We start from the raw sequence: 23,169 nt of genomic DNA, 5'->3' as shown, positions 1-23,169 counted from the left end.
TTGTCTAAAATACTTTAAAATCAATCTGACCGTAAACATATTGTATACGGTTATTGTAAATCTGATTTAGCGGTAAATGATCTGTTATGTGGTTGCGTGTTGCCAGTGCTGCCGACTCCAGATCCGTCGGAACGGCCAGCCTTTGGCCTGTAGGCCAAAGGCCTGATAGGCATGAGACTCTTTTACGGCTTGCTGGTAGTAGGCATCATCGTCGGTGAGGATGACCGATACGTAGCGTTCGTTTGTGCGTACGCTTAAATCAGCAAAGGGTAGTTCCGGTCGCCAGTCCGGATTGGTCTGAGCAAGTTGATTTTTCAGGAAGTAGCCAGTTGGTGAGCCTTCGTACAGACGGGGCTGGGGGCGAAACCGGCCTTCTGCAACCTCGCGGGCGTAGGTCAGGTAGGCCTTCAAAAGTAAAGGACCTTCGTTGATCGTGTTTTCAACGTGCAATTGTTCGGGCCACAGGCTGGTAACGAGGTAGATTCGTTCCCGAGCCCGCGTAACGGCTACATTTAACCGGTTGGCTCCTCCGCGGGTATTCAGGCTGCCAAACTGCATGGATACCTGACCGCGTTCATTTGGCGCGTACCCCACCGAAAATATGATTACATCCCGTTCATCACCCTGAACGTTTTCTATATTCTTCACCAGAACCGGTGGATAGGGGTTGCGGCCTGTTTCCAGTAAATCCTGAATCAGTTGCTGCTGTGGGTAGTTGAACGTAACGACCCCAATTGAGAGGGCTGGCTGTTCAGTTTGTAGCTGATCAATAAGTCTGACAACGGCTTCGGCTTCAATGAGGTTGGTATGCTGTTGCCAGATACCGTTGACGTTCAGGTAGCGTATGGCAGGGTCGGAGCGGTTTATATCGTCGAAATGGGGAATCAACGACAGCCGGTTTTTATAAAAATGCTGATTGGAAAACGTAATCAGGTCCAGAGAGCGACTCCGGTAGTGTTCGGTCAACGAAACCTGCGGCAATTGCTGAGCTGCTAATTCGAGCAGGGATTCTACGTCGAGCGATACCGGCAACTCATCGGCAGGATCTTCTTCAAGGCGGGTTCGGTACAGATCGCTCGGGCGCAGCTGCTGATTATCGCCTGTAACAATGATCTGTCTGCCCCGGAATATGGCCGGAATGCCGCTCTCTGCAAAGCATTGAGAGGCTTCGTCGAAGATAACGAGGTCGAACAGGTCGGCGCGCAACGGAAATATAGCTGACACCGATTCGGGCGACGCCATCCAGCACGGGACCAGTTTTACGACTTCATCAGCAAACTGCTCCAGCAATTTTCTGACGGGCCAGATGCTCCGTTTCTTGGTTGTCTGATGCAGCAAATCACGGTAGCTCACTACGTTATTGAGCCGGTTGAACGTCAAATTGCGGTACGTTTGCTCCCGTAACCGAATCAGCAAAATATCACGGCTCAGGGCCTGCTTTTGTCGGATACTCTCCTGTAAAGCCTGCTCTGTTTGTTGCATTCGCAACGACGACACACTGCGCAATTCAGGATGTAGTTGCTCTAGGTGTTCCAGCCAGGCGAGCCGCAGGGCGTTTTGAAAGACAGCCAGCCATGTGCGTGGCTGCGTGGACTGAAGGCGCTCAATAACCACGCGTTCAGGTTCGGAAAACGTATCATGAAGGCGGTCTGACTCCACCAGCAGCTCAAAATCAGTACGTAGCGACTGAACCAGTTCCTGAACAGCCACGTCAGCGGAGTAGATTAATCGTTCTATCTGCGTCTGAGTAAGGTACGTCAGCGAGTTGTTATACCGTACGGTTGCTGCCTGCAGCCAGTCTATGGCTTGTTGAAGGCCGTCTATAGCCGCGCTTTGATTGGTTGTTGCCGAAAGCCAGGGTAGTAAAAACGAAAAATGGGCAGTCAGTTTTGTCCACGTATCGGTAGCGAGCAAAACCACCTGATAGAGCTGGTCAAATGTCTGTTGGGTTTCGTGGGGCGAATCGCCTATCTGAAAAGCAGAGTCAAACTGGCGGGCAACGAGTCGAATTTTCTGTTCCCACGACAGTCGGTTTACAAAACGTTGTTCAAGCTCGCGCAGGTCGCTCAGAGAAACGGTCAGATTGTGCTGGTGGGCGATGGTTTGTAAAAAATCTTTATCGCCGTATACCAGCCAGCGAAGTACAGAAGCCCGAGCCCGTAGGCCATCCCGTAGCCGCTGCCCAAACGCTGCCGACTGCTCCTGCGGAATGGGGCTATCTAACAGACCCTGCCCGGCTATTGCATTTAGGGCTGATTTTTCGGTTTCAAACAAGGCCGCAGCGTTGGTAGGTAGTTCATTTGTTGCCAATCGGTGCAAGATTGACCAGACGCTTTTCTCACTCAGCTTCTGCCGGATAAACCGTAGTTCGTCGAGGTGTTTACCAGAATCGACGAGGGGTAGCCAGCCGGGTGGTTCGCCGAATACCCGTCGCCATTGGCTTACTTGCTCTTTCGCAAAACCGGGTAGTTCCGATACAAACTGGCTGATTCTGGGTAAATCGCCGGCGGTGAAGGAAGCAAAGCTGATGCGATCGGCCCAGGGATGGTCGGGGCCAAGCTGTTCGGCGTATGCTGCGTAGTTGCTAAGCCGTCTGCCGAACGTATCTGATTCTGTAAATTTAAAATGAGCATAGAGGTCGTCAAGCCGTATGGAGGGGCTGTTCGGGTCGCTCGTTAGATACAGTTCTTTAGGGGATAAACCGCAGGCCGTGGCATCAAACAAAGCTTGCTTGAACGTCTGTAATTCGGCAACCGCTTCATCGATCCGACGGCTTTCGGCGTCGAAATCCCGCTCCAGCAACACGGCATTGAGACTGTTGTTTAGCTGGCGGTAGGTGTCGATCTGTTCGATCTGATTAGCTATCTGGGCGTACAGCGCTTTCCGGTCGTCCTGAAAGTCGTGGACCAGGGCCATAAACGGTGCCATGCCAACCTGACTCAGCCGTTCATGAACAACATCGAGCGCGGCCCGTTTCTGGCAAACTAACAGCACCCGTTTACCCCGGGCGGCTGCATCGGCCATCAGGTTGGCGATCAGCTGGGATTTTCCCGTACCGGGAGGGCCCTGAACCACCAGCGATTGACCACTCCGGACAGTCCGGATGGCGGCCTCCTGCGACGCATCCATGGGGAGCGGGGTGAACAGTTTATTCTCGTTTAAAGGCAGAGAAGGACTGGTAGGCGATGCCGGAAAATCGAGATAAATCGGCTCTTCAGTTTCACCGTCGCCTGTGCTGGCATCACGTTCCGTTCGTTTGATCAGCTCATCGTAGTCGGGAACGAGAAAGGAGCCCGCTTGTGGAAAAATGCCTAGTACCGCTTCCGGGTAAAGTTTAAGTTCGCCGGTACGTTCAAGCTGCTCCAGGCCCTTTACCGGCTCTTTGTCATAAAAGCGGAGCTGATCGATAAATACCTCCTGATTGAAATTTAACTCCAGGGGTGTTGTTTTCAGCCACTCGTACAACTGCGTGCGGAATACAAGCGAGTCTTTGTCGAAATCAGCCAGGTCTTTATCAATTACCTCGTCCGGCAGTTTAACCTGATTGAAATGGCCGTAGGCTACCGCCAGAGTCGGGTTCAGAAAGGCCGGCTCATCGCCCCGGCGTAGCAGTCGCCAGTGTTTACCAGCCTGCTCCAGTTGAACCGGAAAGAACAGCAGAGGGGCATGAACCACAGAGCCATCCAGAAACTTACCCCGTATAAACGGCCAGCCCACAAACAAGTCTTCTGTGCCCCGCTCCTCAGTAATAAATCGTGCGGTGCGGTCAATACGCCGGAGCCGGCGGCTTACCTCGTTGCTACGTTGCTGGCGAGCGTCCAGTACGTCGCATAGGGGTATAGCAGATTTCCGGGCGATCAGGTCTGCAATGATTGAAAAGGAGGGTTTGTTGAGCAGAAAATCAGTTTCATGGAGGTCCAGAAACTGATCGAGTGGCAGGCTGGTCAGAATCAGCGAGCGATTACGGCGGCTCAGGTTGGTAAGTCGTCGGCGGAAGGTTTTCAGTGCGCGGGTAGTGAGCATTCGGAACCGGAGTTTAGCCTATACATGTAATTCCCCGGACTGTTACGAAAACAAGCCGGGGAATCAGTATTATGACGGTCAGCGTACCGCTCAGACTTCAACGCCTTCTTCTTTCTCTTTTTTCTTCTCCGGAATAGCCCAGGAGGCCAGAATACTCGTCGCCAGAATAGCGATGATGATGTACAGCGAATAGACGGGCTGGAAGCCAAGTTCTTCTAGGTAATGGTCCGTCAGCATTTTCACTCCGATAAACGTAAGGAGAACGGCCAGACCAACTTTCAGGAAGCGGAACTGGCTCATAATGCTCGACAGGAAGAAGAACATCGACCGTAGTCCCATGATGGCAAATACGTTCGAGAAAAAGACAATGTACGGGTCTTTGGTGATCGAGAAGATGGCCGGAATGGAGTCGACGGCAAAAATCAGGTCCGTAAATGCCACTACAATCACGATAATGAACAGGGGCGTTACGAACAGCTTGCGGTCTGACTTCCGACGGATAAAGAAATTTTCGGATACGTTTCGCTTGTAAACGTTCAGATAGCGGCTGGCAAACCGAACAACGGGGTGGCTGCTGGGTTCAATTTTCTCATCTTCTTCCTTCTGGAAGAACAACCGCAAACCCGTATAAACCAGAAACGCACCAAAAAGAAACATGATCCACTCGAACCGCTGCAGCAGAGCCGACCCCACGAAAATGAAGACAAAACGCAGTACGATAGCCCCCAGAATTCCCCAGACCAGAATCTTTTTGTAGTACCGCTCACGCACGCCAAACGACGTAAAAATCAGGATAAACACGAAGATATTATCCGCCGACAGCGAGTATTCGACCAGATAGCCTGTGATGTACTCAAGAGCCATGTTGTTCTGAAATCGCTGAAGGCTGGCCTGAAAGTCACCCTGAACAAGCTGGACATGATCGGCGTACAGATTCTGTATTTCCTGAAGATGGGCAAAGTCGGTAACGCCGTGTACCAGATACCCGTAGTTTTTCAGGAAAAAGTAGAACGCAATAGACAAACCCACCCAGATAGCACTCCAGGTAGCGGCCTCCTTAAAATGTACAACGTGGCTTTTCTGTTTGGAAAAAACGCCCAGATCCAGGGCCATTACCACCAGTACGAAGGCTGCAAAAGCCAGAAAAAATATAGTTTCGCTTGAGAGCATGATCTACATAAGACGGACAAAAAAATAACGTATCCGTTCCATAAAAGTTAACAACGGTTGTAAAACTACGTTCCAAATTGGGAAATGGGTGGGCTATACACTCAAAAATATTGTCATAGTGAAACAGACCCCGTAGTTTTGGCTTATGTTTAATGGTAAAAAAGTGGTTGTGGTTATGCCCGCCTACCGGGCAGCCTTAACGTTGGAACGTACCTATCGAGAAATTCCGTTTGATATTGTTGATGATGTTATCCTGGTCGACGACGCCAGTCCTGACAACACCGTAGAGGTAGCCCGCCAGCTGGGAATCCGGCATGTCATTCGTCACGACCGTAACAAAGGGTACGGAGGCAATCAGAAAACCTGCTATGCCAAAGCGCTTGAACTAGGGGCCGACATTGTGATCATGCTCCACCCTGATTATCAATATACGCCACTGCTGCTGACAGCCATGATTTCCATTATTGGCAATGATCTGTACCCGGTTGTGTTTGCGTCGCGAATTTTGGGGAAAGGGGCTCTGAAAGGGGGAATGCCGTTGTATAAGTACGTTGCCAACCGGTTTCTGACTTTCACGCAAAACCTGTTGATGAACCAGAAGCTATCGGAGTACCACACCGGCTACCGGGCGTTTTCGGGTGAGGTACTCCGCAGTCTGGATTTTACGCATAACTCCGATGATTTCATTTTTGATAATGAAATGATCGCCCAGATTTTCTATAAAGGCTATGAAATAGCCGAAGTGACGTGTCCAACCAAATACTTCGAAGAGGCATCGTCGATCAATTTCCGACGAAGCTCAATCTATGGGCTGGGCGTTCTGAAAACGTCGCTGTTTTATATGCTCACTAAGCTCGGGCTGATGCGCTGGAAGATCTTACGCTGACCAGCTCCGGCTCGGGCAGTACTACGTCCAGAATCATGGACTCCAGGGTCAGGCCGGGCCCGAATGCACAGCTCAGAATGTGAGGCTTATGATCGGGAATGACCGCTTCGCCCAAGGCGGTCAGACCGCTGTCGGTACCCAGCTCCTGCCAGATTTCGTGCAGCACGAACAGAACCGTGGCCGACGACATATTGCCAAACTGACGCAGCACGGTATAGGCATGCCGATTATCGTGGGCTGTCATGCCCAGCTGACGTTCGATAACTTCCAGAATTTTACGACCGCCCGGGTGGAGCGCAAACCCGCCGATGTCGTCTATCGTCAGGTCGCTGCGTTCCAGCAACTGATCCATAAGCTGGCAAATGCCTTTCTCAATATAAGCCGGAACCTCCGACGTCAACGTCATTTCAAAGCCAAAATCGCTTACGTGCCAGGCCATTTCGGCTTTGCCCTCGGGAAGCAGATCACAGTAAAATGACCGGAGCAGCAGCGATTTTTCGGAGCGAGGCTGCCCTTCGACAAGCACGGCCGCGGCCCCGTCGGCAAACAGAGCGTTCGACAACAGGTGGTCGACTTCGGTTTTCTTCTGGAAATGGATCGTACATAATTCCACACAGACGACTAGCACTTTAGCATCCGGATCGGCGCGCACGATGGCATCGGCTGCTTTCAGGCCATTAAACGCCCCGTAGCAGCCCATGAAATTGATGGCCAGACGTTGGGTAGTTGTAGGCAAGCCAAGGGCTTCGATCAGTTCAATGTCGGGGCCGGGGGCGTACAGGCCCGTGCAGCTAACTGTGATCAGATGGGTAATCTGCTGCCGATCGAAGGGGTCGCTGTCATCCCCCTGCTGCCGGTCGTTGAGGCAGTGTTCGATTGCCCGCATCGCCAGTGGCACCGCTTCCTGCCGATATACGCCCATGCGCTGGCTCACGGTCGGAAACGGCTCCATACCGGGCGTATTGGGAAAGAACGCAAACTCGCCGGATTGCCGGTTAAAATCGGGGAGTACGGAATGGCGCTGATCAATGCGCGTCTGCCGGTACAGAGCCGACAGGCGCCGGCGGTCGCGCTCGTCAAACTGCAGGGCTTCGGTCATAAAATCGATAGCCTGTTGCTGCGAGACAATATGGTCCGGCACGGCTGTACCAAAGCCGTTGATATAACTATTCGTCTGTCTCATCTCTGGGTTAATTGATCATTAGTACTGCTATATGAAAGGTATAACAACTGTTTAATACGAAAGTTGTGTAAATTGTCTGCGTGCTATCCTATCCTTTCGTATGAACGCCCGAGCCGTGTGGTTGCACCTACGGGTGCCCTTTTCGTTCTTTCTGCTGCCCGTATTCTGGTTCGCACTCAGTCAATCGCCACAACCAGATTCCGGGCGGGCCGTATTGGTAGTACTAATCATTCATCTCTTACTATACCCGGCCAGTAATGCCTACAACAGTTATTACGACAAAGACGAAGAGAGTATCGGTGTGCTGGAAACGCCCCCGCCTGTTGACCGAACCCTGTTGTACGTCGCCTGGGGACTGGATTTGTTCGCGCTGCTGTTAGGGTGGTTTGCTGGCCCCCCATTTGTCCTGTATCTGTTAATCTACGGCCTGATCTCGAAAGCGTATAGTCACGATAAAATCCGGCTGAAACGCTACCCGGTCGTCAGTTGGCTGGTGGTAGGTTTGTTTCAGGGCGCGTTTACGTATCTGATGACCTTCCAGGCCATCAATGACCTGCCATTGGTAGCGCTTGAACAGCCCAGAATCCTGCTGGCTGCCTTGCTGTGCACCCTGAATGTATTAGCCATTTACCCGATCACCCAGGTTTATCAGCACGCTGAAGATGCCCGCCGGGGCGATTTAACCCTGAGCCGGCTGCTGGGGGTTCGTGGAACCTTCGTTTGTGCGCTAGCGGTATTTACCTGTTCTATCGCCGGGTTTTATGTGTATTTTTGGGGACAGCAGCCCTTCTACTGGTTGCTGGGATTCTTACTGCCTGCCATGGTCTTCTTCTTAATTTGGTACAGGCATGTTCATCAGGACAGCAGCCGGGCCGATTTCCGGTCGACGATGCGGATGGTGACACTGGCCGGTATAGGGCTGAACGGATTCTTTCTGACCCTGCTGTTTTTAAGCCGTTCATAAACAAGCCGTTCAGCTGAGATCTGAATTTTTTTGCAAAAACCTCTTGACAAACGACCGTAAAGCATTAATTTTGCATCCACAATTCGCCACCGAAGGCGAAACCAAAACGCGAAAGTAGCTCAGCTGGTAGAGCGCGACCTTGCCAAGGTCGAGGTCGCGGGTTCGAACCCCGTCTTTCGCTCGACAAAAAAGGCACCGCCCGTCGGTGCTTTTTTTGTAGGTAGCGGACCTCCGCGCCGGGATGGCGGAATAGGTAGACGCGCAGGACTTAAAATCCTGTGGGCCGTAAAGCCCGTACGGGTTCGATTCCCGTTCCCGGTACAAAACGCTCTAAAATGAGCAAACAAGAGAAAGTAAAAGCCACTGATAACCAGTGGCTTTTGTGTTTTAAAGTCTTTGTTTTTCTCTTGCTTAGAGGTTGGTTAGCGTTACTTTGTTACTCATTTGTTACCCGATTTTGTTGGGTATTGCTTATATTAGCAATGGCAAACAAACGCTAACTATCCGCAAATGGCAGTAGCACTCAGGAAGAAATTACTCAGTAACGGAAAACACAGCCTTTACCTTGACATCTATACTGAGGAGGGGCGTAAGTACGAGTTTCTTAAACTTTACCTCTACAAACGGCCAAAAGACGAATTAGAGAAGCAGCACAACAAGGAAACTCAAAAGACCGCTGAAACTATACGGGCTAAACGTGAATTAGCCATTGGTGCGGCTCAGAACGGGGAGGCTCCTGCATATCGGTCAAAAGTTAACTTTCTTAACTTCTTTCAGCAGTACATCAAAAGCTACACCAAGAAAGATGTACGAATGTTTGAAGGGGCTTTGCGCTACTTCACTGAGTTTGCTGGTAGTCGAGACATAGTTACGAACGGATACGTATCGTTAAAATCTGTAACCGAATCATTGTGCTTTGATTTTAGAAGCTGGTTGGACGATCACGAGAACCTGAGCGGGGAAACGCCTTATGATTACTTTGCGCGGTTCAAGAAGGTATTAAAACAAGCTGTTCGGGATAAGTTGATAGCCACTAACCCGGCTGAGGAGGTTACGAACAAACGGGCGGATAAGACGCTACAGAAAGACGTTCTGAGCGTTGAAGAGGTTCAGTTGTAAAAGCGCGTAGCCGGTGCAAATCATAAAAGCCCTTAGCCACGCGCTTAGCCATCAGCCAGAAAATGAAACACGCTGAAGGTTTTTTCACGGTCAGAACGTGCGTAGGGGCATTGTTAATCGTTGGCAATTCTAAGTTTCACTACCGCTAAGCCACCCAAAATAAATGTGTGTCAAAATTGGGAGGGGAGGGTATAGCCAATTCTTCAGTCCAATCTAATTCCGACCGTTAGACCTGTTTTGTGTATCTGTGTGCAAAATCTTGAAAGGGGGGATACACCCGGCCTGAAAAGTTACCTTACAAATTTTAAAGGCGGTTTTTATTCGCTGAGGAAGTCCCATGAATAGGCCGTGAAGATCAATGAATGGCCATTGAATACCTATCAACTGAACATAGGGGAGGGTGATCAAATTCTTTGGCGTAAATTCTTTTCCCGACCGTTAGCATAACCCCGCGTGTGCATTGTCAAAATTGGTGGGGGGGTACCCTTACTTTCATATAAGTTCTATTCGATTAATATTCAATGATTTATACATAAATTAATTGTATCGCATTATGGGGTTATGGCCTAAAAATTTATAATAACGATTCCCTAACTTATTCGATTATGGGGCGGTGGCTTGACATAACATCCGCTAGGACAGAATTAGCATATGGATCAGTTGTTGTGAAGATTAACCTATAACCGGAGTTAAAAAAGGATGCTGTAACTGCTCAGCTGTGATATGAGCCATATTAAATTGGTTTGAGCATAAGAAGCCATAGAACACCAACAGTAGGACAATTGCAATACCTAGTAGTGAATGTTACCTTACCGCACTGAGATTTAGTCAATGCTATCAAAAAATCGTCAGACACACTTTTCAATGCATAAGTAACTGGAAATGAAGCGGTTATGCCTGTTGTATTGTTACACTAAAATTATAGACTTATTTAGTAATCTATCAAAGTTTACATCAACTAAGTATGGCATAAGCTAACAACCTTAAAAAATCATAATTTTTATAAATTTTTATAGGCAAGTTCAAATTTTGTGTTTCTTTACCCCATAACTTTGTTTACACCCTTTTAAGGTAAGGCATTTTTTGCACTTTTTCTATAAAATGCATAATTTGAGACCATTGAATCACTTTTTTTACCAGTTGTTCATTGTCTTTGTAAATAGGATGTAGCTTGTTTTGTATCTAGTAGGTTTGTGGACATATAGCATGTTCTAAAGAATGAGGACAGATATATGTTGGCAATCCACTTATAGCTGTTGTTAAATTGGAGCGTCTACCTAAAGAAATAATTCCTAATCCAATTCTTAGCTCCACTGTGGAGCTAAGATTTAAGAAAGGATTCTCAGATAACTATCTCAATGAAGTATTGGCTTACTGGAAAAATTCTTCATTGGAGTTACGACAGGAGACTTTTGATATGGCTGAGGGGGGGGCTGAAGGAAAGAGGATAATTTTACAAAACGAGCAATTTATGATATTGCTTGAGGAGAGATCAATTATTTTCGAGAATGTAAAAAGCTACCATTTATGGAGCAACTATTTTGCATTTATATCAAGAGCAATCGATGTAATTAAGGATGTAAAAGAGAATTTATTCTTGGAACGAGTAGGCCTTAGATATGTAAGCTTCTTTGAGAAATCGGACATGTCTGCTATCCAGAAGGTTTTAAAAAAACCTTTTCTGATGGTAGAAGATGAGCTAGGTCATATTGAAAATCCTAACTTTTATGGCAAGTTTATTTATTCCAGAAATGATATTGATTATCAAATTCAAATTGGAAATAAAATAGAATTAATGCCTGAAACTGAATTAAAAGAAGGTTGCGTTATTGACTTAGATATATCTACGATTAATAGCTTACCAGATTTCACTAGCGATGAACTATATAAATTGATTGACTTTTTGCACCATGAAGAAAAGTTACTTTTTATTTCAATATTAAATAAAGGATTTTTGGACTCTCTAACCATTAAGTACTAACATGGAAGCTTGTGCAACAAGAAGTCAAAGACCTTCCTTAAGCTGTAATATATCTGCGGATAGTACCCATACTATATCTGCTACAAGAAGGTCATTCATTCCGTCAATTAATGGAAACATGACAAAAGTCTCCTCATTGACCTTGGTAGACCCTAGAGTTAAGTTTTTAAAAGACAAAGTCAAATTAGAGCTTAGTCGATACCCAAAATATACAAAGGATGTTGATAAAGATCTAAGTAAGCTTGTCCACGATTTAATTATTGCGATTGTCCCTATTGAGTTTGAAAAAGTAGCAGTGGAAATCACTCCAAATGCTACATTAAAATTTAAACTACTTATTGACGAAGAAAAGCTATTAATCATCAGTAAGCCGCTTAAAGATAACGAGTTGAATGCAGATCAAGTTATTTTTAGCATATTTTTTAACAGGGAACTTGTAGTGAGCGATTGTAAAAATGTTCATGAATTGGTTAAAGGATTTAACAACTTTCTTGCATTACCATCTATTTCTTAAAAAGGAAGAAAGGTATCCTAAAGCTTTAATACCCTCAAATAGATTTAAGGATAAAATCGACTTAAGTCTAGTTAAGAGTAATATCTTGTTAGTCAGGAGGTCAGATAAGCCTTACAATGAGATCTTTGATGAATTGGGCCTTCTAAGAGAAGATGCATTTCATGAGAAAGAAGTTTTAGATATGTCACTTAACTTGTTAGGTGGAAAGTTTAGGATTAAGGATATAAAGTTCAACCCAAAGAATGAGGCAGCGAAAAGATGGACTGGTCAAAAAAGTTCTATCTATAAGATTTATAAATTTATAGAAATCCTCCCTAGTTCAATGCCCATTTTCTTTTGGTATAGCAGTATAAATGATAAAACTTTTCCTTACAGAAAACCTAAAAATCAAGTTCAAGAAAGTTTGATAAAACACTTGGATATAGACCTATCTAAACAGGGGAAAAACACACTAATAGATGTTGAGGCTCGTACTTTTGTAGCACATGATCCAACATTAGCTAATTATTGGCATATAGAGGTTAGATTTAATGATAAAGACAATATACAAATACCAAGGAAATCTGTCCAAAGTGCTTGGGGTAAGGATTTGGCAAAGGCGGCGCTACGAGAAGTTATTTGCGTTGCAGGGTTTTCAGATATAAGCTTAGCAAGTGGCTACCAGATTGCAAAAGATGAGTACTTAAAAGTATAGATAATTTATATGTCAGAAAATTGGCAATGTACCATAAAAATATTTGTATATAGAAGCTGAAATAAATAGCAATAGTTGTTACCCTGCTTTACAATTATATAAGAAGACCTGTTAAATATGAGGTTGTTAGTGGGTGATTCGCCAAGGTTAAATCTGAGAATTTGCTAACAAATAGCATTTATATAAGCTTTACCGTGTCATTTATAACAAACTCAGCTTCAATAAAGTATTTAAGTATTTCATCAAAGGAGACATGAGCTGTAAATGTGTAACCTCTATTTTTATCCGAAACCTCATTTAGATCAATTTTTACAATGTAAACTGCTGATGGACTACCATAATCATTTGTTTTCACATGTAGATGTGCTACTAAATTTTCAAGCGGATAATCTTTATGAATCGGAAAAAATATGGCGGTTAAACTGGCTTGTTCATCAACTGGCTTAACAACTGTCAATAAATGTGTATTCTTAAACATTGGAGTTCTATTGTATGCTGCTTCCTGAAGCTCTTTCAATGGCGTTCTCATATTAAGTAAAAGTAATAATGCAAAAATTATACCTCGCTTACAAAGGAAATTAAAGGCTTTATGCTTTGTGTCAAAGCATATGTATTTTGCGATTGTCAAGCTCCTTAAAGTTATTGCCTATTCGTCAATTTTGCAACAAAGTCTATTTTGTTGCCTATTTGTTACTTTTTAATCATAATATTCTGATTTAGAGCATCTTAAAGCCTTAGTTTTGTACCCGTTCCCGGTACCTCTCTAAATAAAAAGCCACTGATAATCAGTGGCTTTTTTGCTTTCTACTCCTCCGGTCCGTTTCAATCAATCGTGTACTTCGCTATAAACGTCAGCTCATACGATACGTAGTAAGCTCATTTTAATCCTTAGATAATGTAGGCAATTATATTAGTTCTATTTTTGCCGGCTCGGTAAGCTTTTTCCCGCGTACACTCAATTCAAAAACACACTATGGAAAAGTTAAAGATTGGAGACCCCGTGATGCTTACTTCCGATAGCCGGGTCATGACCGTTGTTGGTTTTGACCGGTTGACTGCGCTGAGAACTAAAGATCAGGCCATAGAAGATTTGCCGGAGGATCATTCGCAACCCATCTGTGAGTGGACCGATGAACAAGGCCGGCGCTTAAAGGCCATATTTACCCTTAACCAACTGTCAAGGGTTCACTGAAAGCAAAGGACTGCCCGCGGGCAGTCCTTTGCTTTTTCACTCCATCGAATAGCTGTTTCTTACTTTATCGCCAGTACTCTGAATTCGGTACGGCGGTTGCGCTGGTGCTCTTCTTCTGTGCAGATGATTCCGTCGGTGCAGTTATTGACCAGCATGGTTTCGCCCATGCCCGTAGCCGTCATCCGCCGGCGACTGATGCCTTTTGACGCCAGGTAATCAACAACGGCTTTAGCCCGCTGAGTCGATAAGGCTTTGTTATAAGCCGCTTCGCCCCGACTGTCGGTATGAGATCGGATCTCAATCACCAGCGAGGGGTACTTGCGCATGGTCGCTACCAGCCGCTCCAGCTCGCGGGATGCGTCGGTGCGGATGCTGAAACGATCCAGGTCGTAATAAATGTTGTCTATCGTAACAACGTCGCCGACGCTCAGCATCCGCAGATCGGCTGATAAAAGCTTCGGCTTGGCTTTTCTGGGTAGGCGTTTGATCCGGTTGGTGTTCGTGCCAAAAGCCGGCTTAGACGCAATCAGTGTATAATCGCACCCTTCGATCAGGTCGAAGAAGTACCGGCCATCGGCCCCCGTTACGTACTCGCGCTGAGTGCGGTCGCATTCGTTACGCAGGCGGACCGTTACGCCCTCAATCGGTCGGCGGGTAATCTCGCTGACAACGACGCCACGAATGCGTGAGCTGGTAAGTGAGCCGGCGTCGACGTCTTCGGCGGCTACAGTATCCATGACGATGGTCGGCTTGAACATGCCCATCTCCAGCCGCGTTGGCTGATCATCCGTCAGGGAGCGGGTCGTGAAGCCTACCGTACTGTTGACGTATCCGTCGCGGCTGGCCTGGAAAATGAAATCGTTGTCGCCTTCCAGACACATCCGAATCAGGCCGTTTCGGTCGGTGGTGAGCAGTTGTTCATCCCGCCCTTCCAGACGTCCTTTCACCTGCACCGTAACGCTGTCCAGCGGCTGATCCGTTTCAACGTCGTAGAGCCGAAGAGTCAGATCCCGGCAAGTGTATTGAGCAGCCTCGCGGACAAAGCGGTAGATATCGTCGTTTCCGGCGCGACGGTTGCTGCTGAAATAACCGGCGCGACGACCAGGGTCGGTAATAATACCAAAATCATCTTCGGCGGAGTTTATGGGGGCATCAAGGTGTTCGATACGCTGCACCGTCTGGCCGTTGGACAGTACCGCGTAAAAGATGTCCAGCTTGCCCAGTCCCTTCATCCCATCGGTCGAAAAGTAGAGATTGCCGGCATCATCGGCGAAAGGGAACAACTCATTGCCTTTGGTATTGATGTCTTTGCCCAAGTTAACAGGCTGCGACCAGCGCCCGTTGACGTAGCGGCTCACGTAGATATCTGTTCCGCCAAAGCCTCCCGGCATGTCCGAGGCAAAGTAAAGGAGCTGGTCGGGTTCGCCGGTACGGTCGCGGCCCAGGCTTGGATGCCCAACGGAGTATTCGTTGCTGTTGAAGGGGAGTTCTTCTACGTTTACCCATGCCCCGTTTATCTGCGTGGCCGTAAACAGCTTAAGCTTATTGACGCCCTCCGTGCTTTTGCCAGCTTTGCCGTCATTGTAGTTGTTTCGCGTGAAGATAATACGTGACCCATCCCGCGAAAACGTCACCGGGCCTTCGTGGTAGCGCGTATTGATCGACCGGGTAAAGCGTTGGGCTGCGCTCGTGGGGCGGGCATCATAACCAAGACCTTCGGCGATGTTGATGCCCAGTTCGAAGCCGGGTACCGTACGCGAATCATTGGGCGTAGCGCGGGTATACGCGTCTGCTCCCAGGCTACGGCCGTCCTTCGATTGGCCAGCGCTGGTTCGATTGGCGGGTGGTTTGCTCAGGCTGCCGTCCGGATTGACAATGCCGCTAACTTTTAAGGAGCTTCGATTAGGTACGTAGATCAGATCAAGGTAGTCGGTGCCACCTCCGCTCCCCGACGTTTCAATGGCGGAGCTGCCTTTTTTGCCGGCTACGTATACGAGGCCATCCCGGTAGAAAGCCGGGCTGAACTCTTCATTGGCTGTATTCAGTCCGAGGTATTCCAGCCGGTAGCGGCTGGGTACACCGCCACTACCCAAACGGGTTACGCCCGATTGGGGTCCAGACGGGGCCGGTACCCGCCGATCAGGCTGTTTATCTTTCTGGCTAAGGTACCGTTCGTATTGATGCTGGGCCTCCTGGAATTTACCGTTGGCAGCCAGCGTCTGGGCGTAGCGGAGCGTGAGTTGCGGATCGGTTGCCCCATCGGAGCTGAGCGCTTCGCGGTAAAATCGTTCGGCTTTCGGGTTGTCGCCAACCTGCTGATAGGCATAGGCCAGCTTACTCAGCGCCGTTACCTTCTGCGCCGGGGTTAGTTGATCACGCTGTTCGTCCAGAATCTGCGAGTAGGCGTCAATGGCCCGTCCGTATGCTTTCCAACTGAGCAGCCGTTCGGCCTGATAGAGCAGCGAATCCTGCTGCGCCCAGGCCATCAGACTGCTTATCCACAGCAACCCTCCTAAAAGTCCCTTTAACCAATATTGGTTCATTGGTGTAAATCGTCAACACGTACCGTTCGCACAGATACCCATCCGGCAAACGAATTAGCTTTCGAATCATTGCAAAATAAGCCCGACGCTTAGCGCATCAGGGTCAGAAAACGAGTAAACTCCCGCCCGTCGCTGCGTACGACCCGGTAGAAATACGTGCCGTCGGGTAAGCCCTGCCGGGGTTCATTCGTTCGGATGCCCTGGTTCGGCGTACCGTCCCAGTCGTTTTTGTAATCGTCGCTACGGTACACCAGGTGCCCCCAGCGGTTAAATACTTCCAGGCGAAGGGTCAGGCCCGGTGGTATCCGCTGGATCACAAACCGGTCGTTGATGCCATCGCCATTAGGTGAAAAACCCTCAGGAATGAACATCGTTGTGTCCTGCTGCGGTCGGATGGCCGATAACGTTACCAGGGTGGCTTCGGTATTGTCGGCCGGATCGCCGTTCAGGTCGGGGTCAACGGTGTTTCCGTTGGTCGAGCGATCCTGACGTAGTTTACCGTGTACATCGACCGCCCGTGCCAGGGCCGTATTGCTGAATGTCAATGTATCGGCCTGAGCTGGATCGAGCCGTACGGTCAGCCAGATACGTTTCCGCATCCCGGCGGGTAACTGACTCGCGGAAACGAGCAGTGTCGTATCAGCCCCCCGTCCGGTAAAGGACGCGTTGACGTACAGACCTTCGTCGGCCCGCACTTTCGCTGAGCGTATCAGAGCCCCTGCCGCCGTAAAAGCCGCGTCCAGATCGTCGGAAATCTGTACCTGTTGTAGGGTGTGATCGCCAAGGTTCTCTACGGTCAGCTGATACGTAAGCTCAACAAAGGAGCCGCTTTCGTCGGCCAGCCAGACCGGGTCGGCCACCTGCTTGCTCAGACCAATCACTTCGCGGGTTGGTGTAGGTGCTGCCACCGTAATGGTTGATGAAGCTCCCGCGCAGGGGCCAGTGCTGTCGGGGTCAGGTGTATTCAGCGTGAAGGCAACGGTTCCGCGCCGGTAATCCGCTTCGGAAAGCAGATAACGGGCGGCAAGGCCATTGGTCGCGAACAGGCCATTGCCGGCACTTTGCCAGCTGGCCTGGGTAGCCGAGCCCCCTAACCGACCGGTTAGCCGCACAACGCCTTTGGCCCAGTCTACCGAATCGATGCGGGCAACTACCGAAGCCGGATTGCTGAGGCAGGGGGGAATGCCATGTTCGCAGGGCGTAATCGTGACTGTTACCCGGGTTGGTTGGGTATAGCAGCCATTGGCGTCGCGTCCTGTCAGGTAATACGTACCCGCCAGCACGGCCCCCGGCGATTGCACCATTGGTGCGTCCAGGATCGAATCGGTACGGAATTCATAGCGGAGCGCAGTGCCCGTATTGGCCTGAATCGCCCGCGTCAGATCTGCCGTCTGAAACGGACAGCCATTCGTGAGGGTATGAGCAATCTGAAGGGTCTGGTCTGATGAACGAACGGTAATCGCTAAAGCCTGCGAACTATCGCTCAGGCACGTACCAACCTGGCACACGGCCCGGTACTGCACAGTTTGATAAGGCGTGACGGTACGTTCGACGCCAATGCCGCCGTCGGACCAGCGTACCGTACCGGTGCAGTTAGATGCCGTAAGCCGACTGCTTTGACCTGCGCACAGAGCTGAGCGGTCGGCGCTGATGACCGGGGAAGTTGGCTGGCCGATTTGCACCAGAACCGGAGACGAGGGCGTACTGATACAGCCTTGTTGATCGCAAAGGGCCTGGTATGCTGTTGATTGAGCGGGTTGAGCCGTACGGATCGATCCTACTGCCTGATCGGTCCAATGTACGGTTCCAGCGCAGTTTTTAGCTGTCAGCGTAACGCTGTCGCCGGGACAAAGCAATGAAGACGTAGCCACAACTACGGGAGCCTGCGGGGTTTTAACCTCTATTTTCCAGACGTCGGCAAAGCAACTGATGCAGCCGGCCTGGGCGCGGCAGATGGCGGTGAAACGGCTTGTCTGCTGCGGCTGAACGGTGATCTGGTTGCCGGTTTCTCCATTCGACCAGACAACCGTACCGGTGCAGCCGGTGGCAGTCAGCGTAACGGATTCGTTGCGGCAGATCGCTCTGGCCGACCCGGTAATAACAGGCGGCTCAGGAACCCGGCAGGTGTCGATCTGACCTTCCAGGCTCGGTACAGTGTAAGGATACGCAAACGCGTCGGACGTAGACAGACCAGTAACTGTACACACAGTTAGTAGTAGTCCGATTATCCGCATACATACATGTACAAATCTATCCAGTAACCGTCTCGTCATATAGTGCAGAACATTGAGTAAAAACAGACGAATATCATGCCAACAACCCAATTTTGAGGAAACAACGGCTTTTTGACAATCTTATGTTAGCTTTGATGGGGGTCAGTACACTTAGGCAACCATTTACGAAAGATGTGTACAGCGTGGGTCCGCTCTGCACAAAGTATGCCAACGCCATACACCTTTACTTTCTTCGTTAGTTTTCAATATTTACGATTGATAAAACAATTGTTACTTTCATAAACCCTTGCTTTTCAGGTAAAAGGACACCGTTTACGGCCGGTTTCTCATCAGTTGATCCCGGAATTTGACCACTCTCACAGCAGGTGAATAAGGCCCGCAGAAGCGGCTCCGGTACGGCTAAGTTGAAAAACCCGACTGACACAATCGGGAAGCTCCCGCCGATCGTGCGTAACAAATAACAGGGTAGCAGACACAGGCAGGGCGTCGAGCAATTGTCTCGCCAATTGAATACTGCGCTCGTCCAGCGCCTGAAATGGCTCATCCAGCAGCAGCAGGGGAGGGCGCTTAACGAATGCCCGGATCAGTAAAGTCAGGCGCTGTTCGCCGGCTGATAAGGTGCCGAATGCCTGATCCTGAAGATGGTTTATGCCAAAGTAGTCAAACAAGCTAACGAGTGTTGCTTCGGCCTGTTCGGATACGGGTCGGGGGACTACCAGCGTGTCGGTGAGCCCCGTAAGAGCTACTTGCCGGGCGGTCAGATGGCCGGGAAAATACAGATGCAGTTCGGGCGATATAAAACCAATCCGACGCTTTACGTCCCAGATACTTTCGCTGCGACCGCCGGAGCGATTCCCCCGCCGGTGGCCAAACACCCGAACGTCGTTGGCATACGCCTGTGGATGATCGCCGTATAACAAGCTCAGCAATACCGATTTGCCCGCGCCGTTCGCACCGAGCAGCGCCCATTTTTCACCGGCCCGGACCTCCCAGCTCAGATTGTTCAGGATACACGTTTCTCCGTAGCGAACCGTAACATGCTGCAATCGGAACGCTTCCGTAAAATCGGCGGGGGAGCTGCCTATCGTCGGCGGTTGCGGTTTTTCTGTGGACGGAACGGATGGCGTTAGGCTGAATTCACGGCAGGGGCCAGCCCAGCGGAGTTGTCCCTGATCCAGCCAGGCTACGTGGGTGACAAAGGACGGTACTTTGTCGGGCTCGGCAACTAATACCAGGCTTAGGCCATGGCTGACCAGTTCGCCCAGCCAATCGGACAGATCCTGCCGAAAGCTTGCATCCAGGCCTACAAATGGATTATCGATCAGCAGGACAGAGGGTTGCTGCAAAAACGCCTTACCGATCCGTGCTTTGCGAGTCTGTCCGTTCGACAGTTTGAGCAGCGATACATCCAGCAATGGTTCGAGACCGAGCCGCTGAACGAGGGCCAGGGCTTCGGGCGTGTCCGGACATTGCAGAAAATCACGTACCGTTGGTGCGTCGTCGCCCATGGTGGCGTGGTAGCGCTGCTGATAAAAGTGGCCGGTGTAGGAGAATTGCCGGGAATCTTCTTTGAAGGAAACGAACAGTACGTTCTGCCGGAGCCATTGGTACAGCGACAGGCCAGTAGCTTGCTGAGCCGGATACACCGCCTGGCCTACCCGAATGGGTAATAAACCAGCGAGCGCCTGCAGAAAGCTGGTTTTGCCAGCCCCCGTGTTCCCGACAACGGCCCAGCATTCACCGGTTCTGAGCGTCCAGTTAATATTGGTCAGAACAGGGGTATGGCTTCGGTAGACAGTAGCTTGTTGAATTGTAATCAGTGGCTGTAACTCCATACTAAAAAAGCCGGTTGGCTAACTTTAAATCAAAGTTAGCCATCCGGCTCAATATCACGCTCGGTACTTACCCATTAGCTGGGTATAATCATGCCGGGTTTATTTGATCGAATCCCGACGCATGGTTGATGATGAGTTCCGGCGATTCTTCCGATTCTTCCGGTCGTTCCCCATCTGGCGATTCGTAGTCTGGTCGGTAGTACCCATAGTCTGTTCAGACGTACCCATGGTATTCTGACTGCCCGACGTTGATCCTTGCTGCATAGTACCCGTTCCGGTCGAATACGAACTATTGTTCGTAGTTGAACTAGTGCCGGATGTCGAACCTGAGGTTCCGTAGCCGGATGTCGTCTGTGAATTCGGATACGTTGTCGTACCAGTAGTGCCGGTTGAATACGTACCTGAACCAGTAGTCGTTTGCGGCTGGGTCTGATACGTACCTGTCGGCGTGTTCGTGTTCGATGGATTCGAATACGTACCGGTTGTCGTTGATGGTTGTCCTGCTGGTGTCGACGGCTGAGGCTGTGTCGTCGGCTGCGACTGGTACGTACCTGTCGTTGGGCTTGTTGTCGTTGTGCCCGTATTGCTACCTGTTGAGTTTGTTGTCTGTGCGTTGGCACTCAGGGTCATACCGGCTACCAGCATGCACCCCATAATCATTACTTTTTTCATCGTTGAGTTGAACTTAATATTGTCTATCGTTTAACTTGATAACCGAACCTATAACGCCGGAAAAGTGCGGGTTGTTCGCCGGAAGGGTTATAGCTTCATGGGTCTCGACGGATCTCTCGCCTGAAGAATTTGTATTTTGAAGCGCTTTATGCTTATTTATTCATATTTTATAAATCGCTGAATTTCAATTATATATACTTGTTTAGTAGACTATACGTCAGAAGGTATAGTTTTTACTTTTGCGAAGAGGTTGGTACGGCGAAAAAAATCAAAAAAAAGATGCTTATTTTCTGAAACTGATGGTCAGGCCGTAGGTGTAAGGTCTTATTTTACAAAGATTTCTACGATCACTTACCGCGTTCAACCCGTACTGAACGGATGGTTCGATGCGGAGCCAGAGGTCGGATGTAAGGGGGCGTTCAATGCCGTACGACGCCTGAAGAAACGCGCCCTGTCGTCGAACTGGGGCTACGTATCCACCTACGGTAGCACCGGCGGTTAGGTAGTGGCTCCAAAGCTGTCCGCTGCCCAGCGAAACAATCAGATCGGTATTCAGGCCTACGTAATGATACCGGCCGGCAACAGCCACCGGGCGGTCGGCCATGGGCGTAAGGCGGACGGTCTGGTCGTTCACCCAGTTTACCTGAGTCGAATCGGTGGGGAGCGTGCGTAACCGATAGCGCATCGAGGTTCTCAACTGACCGTACGTCAGGCCGGCCCGCAGGCCAATCCGTTGGCTGAGCCGCCACTCTTTCCCGATCTGTATGCGGGAGCCGATGCGATCGGATGAAAACGTTCGGCTGGACTGAATCTGTCGGATGTATACCTCATCGTTTGTGTTGGGGCTGATCCGACGGTAGCTGTACAGGGCCATTACCGACGCGTACACACTCGACCGGCGTCGGCGCGAAACCGCCGGTGAGGTCGCCAGATGAGTCTGTTGAGCGCTGATCGGCGCGGCAGGAGGGGCCATTTGTGGTAACCGCAACCCCAGGTGCTGAAGCCGGCCTATGGTCAATGGCGCAGGTTCAGCTACCGACGCTACCTCGGTTAAAACATTAACCAGGTCGGTAGATGAATCGTCCCAATCAGGATACGTCGCATCGGTCGGCCGGATACGCCCACGATACGTAGCCGGTTGGCGATACCTGACCGACCCGGCAACACGAGCCTGTCGGGACTTCCCGGGCGACCGGTACGAAAACGTATTGTTAGTCGGGAAGGTAGCTTCCCTCTCCCGGACAGACGGCTTATTGACGGCTACTGACTGATCCGGATTGACAAGGGTAGATGAAGGCGACCGCTCAGGCGTCGTTGGCGATGACGCTGAACCGGAAGGGAGAGTCGATTTCCGGGCGGTACCAACCGGCGACGTTTTGACGGCAGCCGGTTGTTCCGGCAGCATTGGCCAGCGGTTGAGAGCCCACCAACTCATACCGATCAGCAGAAGAAGCGACACGGCAACCCGGCCGGCAACCCGACGTCGGTTGATGCGTACGGGTTTCGGAGTGCCCGCCAGAATACGGCCAAGCGCATCGGCCGCCGGCTCGGCTTCGTAGTGTTCCAGTCGCTGTCGGAACAGATCGTCCCAGGCCTGCTCATCCTCAGGAGTGTTCATAGCGAACGATACCCAGTTTTTTAAGTTTTTCTTTTAAAGCCGCTCTGGCGCGGGCCAGCTGCGATTTTGACGTTCCCTCCGAAATGCCCAGCATCTGGGCAATCTCGGGGTGGTTGAATCCATCGACCACGTGCAGGTTGAAGACCATGCGGTAGCCATCGGGAAGGTCCTGCACCAGGAGAACCAGTTCATCGGCCGACAGCCGGGCCAGCGTGTCGAGATGATCGTCGGTGCCCATATCCTGAGCGGCATCGTAGTCGGTTTCGGCTAGTAGCCGGTGGTTTTTGTGGTAGATGTTGATGGCCGTATTTACCATCACACGCTTCATCCACGGCAGCAGCCGGTCGGGTTGTTCGATGGTGTGGAGTTGTTGAAAGATTCGGATAAAGCCTTCCTGAAACATGTCTTCGGCCTCCGGGCGGCTACGGGCGTACCGCCGACACAACCCCATCAAACGCCCCCTGAACCGATGGTACAGGGCCGTCTGGGCTCGAGGGTCATTGCGTTGGCACGCCCGCAGGAGATCGAGGTCTGTCATAGT

The 23,169-nt window shown here is 50.0% G+C and carries 17 protein-coding genes and 2 tRNA genes; 9 read left to right on the top strand and 10 right to left on the bottom strand.

Going from position 1 to position 23,169, the window contains the following annotated elements; translation table 11 throughout:
- Positions 1–84: 84 nt before the first annotated feature.
- Positions 85–4,023: an AAA domain-containing protein gene (locus tag DYU11_RS04120; protein ID WP_119666348.1), complete on the bottom strand. Its 3,939-nt coding sequence runs from the start codon at positions 4,021–4,023 to the stop codon at positions 85–87.
- Positions 4,024–4,113: 90 nt separating this feature from the next.
- A complete protein-coding gene (locus DYU11_RS04115; protein ID WP_119666347.1) occupies positions 4,114–5,193 on the bottom strand; it encodes a TerC/Alx family metal homeostasis membrane protein in 1,080 nt (359 codons plus the stop codon).
- Between the two features lie 145 nt (positions 5,194–5,338).
- Here DYU11_RS04115 and DYU11_RS04110 point away from each other — a divergent pair, with 145 nt between their 5' ends.
- Positions 5,339–6,079, top strand: coding sequence for a glycosyltransferase family 2 protein (locus tag DYU11_RS04110; protein ID WP_009284790.1), 741 nt, complete (start codon positions 5,339–5,341; stop codon positions 6,077–6,079).
- Here DYU11_RS04110 and DYU11_RS04105 read toward each other — a convergent pair.
- A complete protein-coding gene (locus DYU11_RS04105) occupies positions 6,042–7,262 on the bottom strand; it encodes a type III polyketide synthase (RefSeq protein ID WP_119666346.1) in 1,221 nt (406 codons plus the stop codon). The two genes, DYU11_RS04110 and DYU11_RS04105, sit on opposite strands and share 38 nt — an antisense overlap.
- Before the next feature lie 100 nt (positions 7,263–7,362).
- Between DYU11_RS04105 and DYU11_RS04100 the strand changes: the two genes are divergently transcribed.
- The 7 genes from DYU11_RS04100 (at position 7,363) to DYU11_RS04070 (ending at position 12,534) form a co-directional block, all read left to right on the top strand.
- Complete coding sequence (locus DYU11_RS04100) at positions 7,363–8,226, top strand: UbiA family prenyltransferase (RefSeq protein ID WP_119666345.1); 864 nt, start codon at positions 7,363–7,365, stop codon at positions 8,224–8,226.
- A gap of 108 nt (positions 8,227–8,334) precedes the next feature.
- Positions 8,335–8,407: transfer RNA gene (locus DYU11_RS04095), tRNA-Gly, on the top strand.
- Positions 8,408–8,461: 54 nt separating this feature from the next.
- Positions 8,462–8,547: transfer RNA gene (locus DYU11_RS04090), tRNA-Leu, on the top strand.
- 189 nt (positions 8,548–8,736) lie between these two features.
- Entirely contained in the window at positions 8,737–9,345 is a 609-nt protein-coding gene (locus tag DYU11_RS04085; RefSeq protein WP_119666344.1) for a phage integrase SAM-like domain and Arm DNA-binding domain-containing protein, read from the top strand.
- Positions 9,346–10,609: 1,264 nt separating this feature from the next.
- Positions 10,610–11,326 carry a TIGR04255 family protein gene (locus DYU11_RS04080; protein ID WP_147367883.1) on the top strand — a complete coding sequence of 239 codons (717 nt, stop codon included), beginning with the start codon at positions 10,610–10,612 and terminating at the stop codon, positions 11,324–11,326.
- 1 nt (position 11,327) lies between these two features.
- Positions 11,328–11,840: a hypothetical protein gene (locus tag DYU11_RS04075; protein ID WP_147367882.1), complete on the top strand. Its 513-nt coding sequence runs from the start codon at positions 11,328–11,330 to the stop codon at positions 11,838–11,840.
- Positions 11,788–12,534, top strand: a complete 747-nt coding sequence (locus tag DYU11_RS04070) for a hypothetical protein (RefSeq protein WP_147367881.1) — start codon at positions 11,788–11,790, stop codon at positions 12,532–12,534. Before DYU11_RS04075 ends, DYU11_RS04070 begins: the two co-directional genes overlap by 53 nt.
- Before the next feature lie 178 nt (positions 12,535–12,712).
- Here DYU11_RS04070 and DYU11_RS04065 read toward each other — a convergent pair whose 3' ends face one another.
- On the bottom strand, positions 12,713–13,063 hold the full coding sequence (locus tag DYU11_RS04065) for a hypothetical protein (protein ID WP_147367880.1): 351 nt from the start codon (positions 13,061–13,063) through the stop codon (positions 12,713–12,715).
- Between the two features lie 444 nt (positions 13,064–13,507).
- Between DYU11_RS04065 and DYU11_RS33155 the strand changes: the two genes are divergently transcribed.
- A complete protein-coding gene (locus DYU11_RS33155; protein WP_119666339.1) occupies positions 13,508–13,726 on the top strand; it encodes a YodC family protein in 219 nt (72 codons plus the stop codon).
- Positions 13,727–13,785: 59 nt separating this feature from the next.
- On the opposite strand, the gene DYU11_RS04055 is transcribed toward DYU11_RS33155, so the two are convergent.
- The 6 genes from DYU11_RS04055 to DYU11_RS04030 all read right to left on the bottom strand — a co-directional run bounded on the left by DYU11_RS04055 (position 13,786) and on the right by DYU11_RS04030 (position 23,166).
- Positions 13,786–16,269: an OmpA family protein gene (locus DYU11_RS04055; RefSeq protein WP_119666338.1), complete on the bottom strand. Its 2,484-nt coding sequence runs from the start codon at positions 16,267–16,269 to the stop codon at positions 13,786–13,788.
- Positions 16,270–16,358: 89 nt separating this feature from the next.
- On the bottom strand, positions 16,359–18,476 hold the full coding sequence (locus DYU11_RS04050; RefSeq protein ID WP_229365687.1) for a gliding motility-associated C-terminal domain-containing protein: 2,118 nt from the start codon (positions 18,474–18,476) through the stop codon (positions 16,359–16,361).
- A gap of 383 nt (positions 18,477–18,859) precedes the next feature.
- Positions 18,860–20,338, bottom strand: a complete 1,479-nt coding sequence (locus DYU11_RS04045) for an ATP-binding cassette domain-containing protein (protein ID WP_119666336.1) — start codon at positions 20,336–20,338, stop codon at positions 18,860–18,862.
- Positions 20,339–20,437: 99 nt separating this feature from the next.
- A complete protein-coding gene (locus DYU11_RS04040) occupies positions 20,438–21,010 on the bottom strand; it encodes a hypothetical protein (RefSeq protein WP_119666335.1) in 573 nt (190 codons plus the stop codon).
- Between the two features lie 283 nt (positions 21,011–21,293).
- A complete protein-coding gene (locus DYU11_RS04035) occupies positions 21,294–22,628 on the bottom strand; it encodes a hypothetical protein (protein WP_119666334.1) in 1,335 nt (444 codons plus the stop codon).
- Positions 22,615–23,166, bottom strand: coding sequence for an RNA polymerase sigma factor (locus DYU11_RS04030; protein WP_119666333.1), 552 nt, complete (start codon positions 23,164–23,166; stop codon positions 22,615–22,617). Before DYU11_RS04030 ends, DYU11_RS04035 begins: the two co-directional genes overlap by 14 nt.
- Between the last annotated feature and the right edge of the window lie 3 nt (positions 23,167–23,169).

The organism is Fibrisoma montanum (genome assembly GCF_003583365.1).
GTDB classification, from domain to species: domain Bacteria; phylum Bacteroidota; class Bacteroidia; order Cytophagales; family Spirosomataceae; genus Fibrisoma; species Fibrisoma montanum.
This window is presented reverse-complemented; position numbering and strand designations above follow the sequence as displayed.